Source organism: uncultured Methylobacterium sp. (assembly GCF_964244095.1).
Classification (GTDB): Bacteria; Pseudomonadota; Alphaproteobacteria; order Rhizobiales; family Beijerinckiaceae; genus Methylobacterium.
On the sequence record NZ_CAXTHR010000228.1, the window covers coordinates 1 to 3806 of the forward strand.

5 protein-coding genes and 1 pseudogene are annotated in these 3806 nt (G+C 72.0%); 4 read left to right on the plus strand and 2 right to left on the minus strand.

Annotated elements, in window-relative coordinates; genetic code table 11:
* Nucleotides 1–132: 132 nt before the first annotated feature.
* Genes ACFE86_RS21520 through ACFE86_RS21530 form a run of 3 tightly spaced genes read left to right on the plus strand, consistent with a single transcriptional unit; the run spans nucleotide 133 to nucleotide 2398 of the window.
* Complete coding sequence (locus ACFE86_RS21520) at nucleotides 133–1002, plus strand: glycosyltransferase family 2 protein (RefSeq protein ID WP_375457355.1); 870 nt, start codon at nucleotides 133–135, stop codon at nucleotides 1000–1002.
* A complete protein-coding gene (locus ACFE86_RS21525; RefSeq protein ID WP_375457356.1) occupies nucleotides 999–2078 on the plus strand; it encodes an acyltransferase family protein in 1080 nt (359 codons plus the stop codon). Before ACFE86_RS21520 ends, ACFE86_RS21525 begins: the two co-directional genes overlap by 4 nt.
* A complete protein-coding gene (locus tag ACFE86_RS21530) occupies nucleotides 2075–2398 on the plus strand; it encodes a hypothetical protein (protein WP_375457357.1) in 324 nt (107 codons plus the stop codon). Before ACFE86_RS21525 ends, ACFE86_RS21530 begins: the two co-directional genes overlap by 4 nt.
* Here ACFE86_RS21530 and ACFE86_RS21535 read toward each other — a convergent pair.
* Together ACFE86_RS21535 and ACFE86_RS21540 are read right to left on the minus strand one after the other, a co-directional pair.
* Nucleotides 2368–2619: a DUF3297 family protein gene (locus ACFE86_RS21535; protein ID WP_375457358.1), complete on the minus strand. Its 252-nt coding sequence runs from the start codon at nucleotides 2617–2619 to the stop codon at nucleotides 2368–2370. The two genes, ACFE86_RS21530 and ACFE86_RS21535, sit on opposite strands and share 31 nt — an antisense overlap.
* 67 nt (nucleotides 2620–2686) lie before the next feature.
* Nucleotides 2687–3307: a CatB-related O-acetyltransferase gene (locus ACFE86_RS21540; protein ID WP_375457359.1), complete on the minus strand. Its 621-nt coding sequence runs from the start codon at nucleotides 3305–3307 to the stop codon at nucleotides 2687–2689.
* Nucleotides 3308–3361: 54 nt separating this feature from the next.
* On the opposite strand from ACFE86_RS21540, the pseudogene ACFE86_RS21545 reads away from it, so the two are divergent.
* Nucleotides 3362–3806: pseudogene (locus ACFE86_RS21545) on the plus strand (NADP-dependent malic enzyme); the annotation flags it as partial.

Genomic DNA, 3806 nt, shown 5'->3' on the forward strand with positions numbered 1-3806 from the left:
CGGGAGAGGGGAGCGCCGTATCCGGAGAGGTCGCTCCCCTCTCCCGACCCTCGCTGACGCGAGGGCCACCCTCTCCCGCAGAGGGGAGAGGGAAGGCGCGGCGCCGTGGGGCTTAGACTAACGGAGTTCGCCGTGCCGAGCCTCGTCGCGGTGGTCGTCGCGCATGACAGCGCCGAGGTGCTGCCGGGTTGCCTCGCGGCGTTGGCCGCCGAGCACGTTCCGGCGGTCGTCGTCGACAATGCCAGCCGCGACCGCTCGGCGGAGATCGCCGAGGACGCGGGCGCGCAGGTGATCCGCAACGCTCGCAACGACGGCTACGGCCGGGCGAACAACGCCGGCGTGCGCGCGGCCCTCGGCGCCCGCCACGTCCTGATCCTCAACCCCGACGTGACGCTGCGTCCGGGCGCCGCCGACGCGCTGCTCGCGGCGGCGGAACGCTGGCCGGACGCCGGGCTCTACGCACCGCGGATCGTCGAGCCGGACGGCCGCTTCTTCTACCAGCCGCGCTCCCTGCTTTCGCCCTACCTCATCAATCCTGAAGGCCGGCGCGACCCGCCCGAGGGCGATGCCTGCGCGCCGTTCCTCTCGGGCGCCTGCCTGATGGTCGAGCGGCGATTCTTCCTCGAGATCGGTAGCTTCGACCCGAAGATCTTCCTGTTCTACGAGGACGACGACCTCTGCCGCCGCGTGGCCGATTCGGGGCGCGCCCTGGTCCACGTCCACGGCGCCGAGGTCCTGCACGGACGCGGGCGCTCCTCGGCGCCGGAGCGCGGCCGGGTCTTCCGCAGCCGCTGGCATCAGGCATGGTCGCGCGCCTACGTCGCCCGGAAATACGGGCTGTCGGACCCCATCCTGCTCGGCCTCGCTGTCAACGCGCTCAAGGCGGCGCTCTCCGCGCTGATCCTGCGTCGGGCCGGGATCGAACGTTACGGCGGTTCGGCCGCGGGAGCCCTCGCGGCCCTGCGCGGCCGCGGCGCGCTGGCCCGCGAGGGCCTGGAATGAGCCGCGCGCCGACGGTCGCCGAGGCGCTCGCCCGGCCGCGGAACGGGTTCTCCGGCCTTCGCCTCGCGCTGGCGCTGGCGGTGGTGGTCTCGCACGCCGCCAGTGTCGTGAGCGGCAGCGCCCTCGACGAACCTCTTGCCCGCGCCACCGGCTTCACCCTGGGCGAGCATGCGGTGAACGGCTTCTTCGCGGTCTCGGGCTTCCTCGTCACCATGAGCTTCGATCGGCGCGGCCTCGTCGATTACCTGCTCGCGCGGACCCTGCGCATCCTGCCGGGCCTCGTGGCCGCGACGCTGCTGATCGCGCTGGCGCTCGGGCCCGCGATGAGCACGCTGCCGGTAAGCGAATACCTTCACGATACCGGAACCTGGCGCTTCGTCCGCGGCACGCTGACCACCTTCAAGAGCCATGCGGCGCTGCCCGGCGTCTTCCCCGACAACCCCTATCGCAGCCCGCTCGGCACGGTCTGGACCCTGAAATACGAGGTGCTGTGCTATCTCGGCGTGGTCGCCGCCGGGCTGCTCGGGGCTTTGCGCCGGCCCTCTGCCCCGGCGCTGCTCGCCGCGGGCTTCGCGGCGGCCCTCCTGATCGCCGACGCGACCCATCCCGACCTGCGCAAGGGGCTGGAGACGGCGTTGCGCCTGCCGCTGATCTTCTGCGTGGGGGCCGCCCTCTATGCCGGCCGCGAGACCGCGCGCCTGTCGGCGCTTCCCCTCGTCGTCCTCGCGCTCGCCTGCCTCCTGGCGCGGCAGACGCCGCTCTACCGCACGCTTCTGTTCGTCGCAGAGGGCTACGGCGCCGTCTGGCTCGGCTTGTCGCCGTGGCTTGCAAAAAGAATCTTCGACCCGCCGGCCGATCTTTCCTACGGGATCTACCTCTACGGCTGGCCGATCCAGCAGAGCCTGCACGCGCTCTGGCCGGCGGCCTCCGCGACGCTGCTGCTCCTGCCGGCCCTCGCCTTGACGATCCCGGTCGCGACGCTCTCCTGGTACGGCATCGAGCGCCCGGCGCTCCGGCTCAAGGCACGGGCGCTGGGTCGGCGCACCCTCGGCACCATCGAGCCGGCGGGGCCGTGAGCGCCCTCCCCCCGGCTGCAGCGCGCGCCCATGCGGCCCGGGTCCTCGCGGAGCACGGGTTTCGGGAGGTCGCGCGCAACACAAGCGGCGACAGCCTCTACCTTCAGCCGGAGGGTTACGCCTTCGCCCTGCGCCTCTCGAACCACTCTCGAACCCCGAAGCAGCGGCAGCGGCGCACCGACGTGCTCGCGAGCCTCGTCATCCGCGAGCCCCGCAGCCCCGAGCAGGTCGCGGCGCTGGTCGCCGGGGCGGTGCGGGATTTCATGCTGGCCCGCGCACGACGCGAGGCTCAGACCTCGGGCGCGGCGTCGCGGAAATAGGGCTCGACCGGACCCTTCAGCTTCACCGTCATCGGGTTGCCGGCGCGGTCCAGCGTCTTGCCGGCGCTGAGGCGGACCCAGCCCTCGCTGACGCAGTATTCCTCGACGTTGGTCTTCTCGATGCCCTTGAAGCGGATGCCGATGCCGCGCTCCAGGACGGTCTCGTCGTAGAACGGGCTGTTCGGGTTCACCGCGAGGCGGTCGGGCGGGGTGTCGGACATCGGGCAGGCTCTCGGGGCAGGCTTTCGGGGTGAAGACGCTCGAAGGATCGGGCCGCCGGTAAGGGATTCACGCCGGCGGCGCAACGGCGCGGACGGCGGAGATCAACGCGGCGATGCGCCCGCTCTGCAGCAGCGGCACCAGCCGCGACACCTCGGCGTGCGGCAGGTCCCACCACGCGCAGGCGACGAGCGCCGCGACCGTCGCGTCGTCGAAGCGGGTGCGCACGACCCGCGCCGGGTTTCCGGCGGCGACCGCGTAGGGCGGCACGTCGCGGCTGACGACGGCGTGGGCCGCGACCACGGCCCCGTGCCCGACCGTGACGCCGGACAGGATCGTGCAACCGGAACCGAGCCAGACGTCGTGCCCGATCGCCACGTCCCCGCGGGAAGCGTGGTAGGCGGGCGGTGCGTCCGCGTCCGGCCACAGGCCACGCATCGCCGCGAACGGATAGGTCGAGGCCCAGTCGAGGCGATGGTCGCCGCCGAGCAGGATCTCGACCTTGTCGGCGATGGAACAGTAACGGCCGATCGTCAGCCGCCGGCCCGAGTCCGCGAAGCGCACCTTGGGCCGCCCGTACGAGTAGGCACCGATCGAGAATCCGTGCGCGCGCACGAGCTTGTCGAGGTGGATGCGGGTCTCGTTGTTCGGGTTGCGCCCGCTGCGCAGGCGGTGCAACAGGGCCTTCATGACGCAGCCGGGACCGCCCGGCCGCGTGCGCGCGTGATCGAGGGGGAACGGGCCATGGCCGACAACATGTCCGACGATCTCAAGTCCGGGGCGCTCGTGTATCACCGCCTGCCCCGGCCCGGGAAGCTGGAGATCCAGGCGACGAAGCCGCTGGGCAACCAGCGCGACCTCGCGCTGGCCTACTCCCCCGGCGTCGCCGCCGCCTGCATGGCGATCCACGAGGACCCGCGGGAGGCCGCCACCCTCACCATCCGCCAGAACCTCGTGGCCGTGCTGACCAACGGCACCGCGGTGCTGGGCCTGGGCAACATCGGCCCGCTGGCCTCCAAGCCCGTGATGGAGGGCAAGGCGGTGCTCTTCAAGAAGTTTGCCGGGATCGACGTGTTCGACATCGAGGTCGACCAGCTCGACGTCGAGAAGCTCGTCGACGTGGTCTGCGCCCTGGAGCCGACCTTCGGCGGCATCAACCTCGAGGACATCAAGGCGCCCGAGTGCTTCG

What these genes read in the sequence shown, in the direction of transcription:
- ACFE86_RS21535 (WP_375457358.1), bottom strand. Translation starts at nt 2,619, where the DNA reads ATGTCCGACACCCCGCCCGACCGCCTCGCGGTGAACCCGAACAGCCCG.
- ACFE86_RS21525 (WP_375457356.1), top strand. Translation starts at nt 999, where the DNA reads ATGAGCCGCGCGCCGACGGTCGCCGAGGCGCTCGCCCGGCCGCGGAAC.
- ACFE86_RS21540 (WP_375457359.1), bottom strand. Translation starts at nt 3,307, where the DNA reads ATGAAGGCCCTGTTGCACCGCCTGCGCAGCGGGCGCAACCCGAACAAC.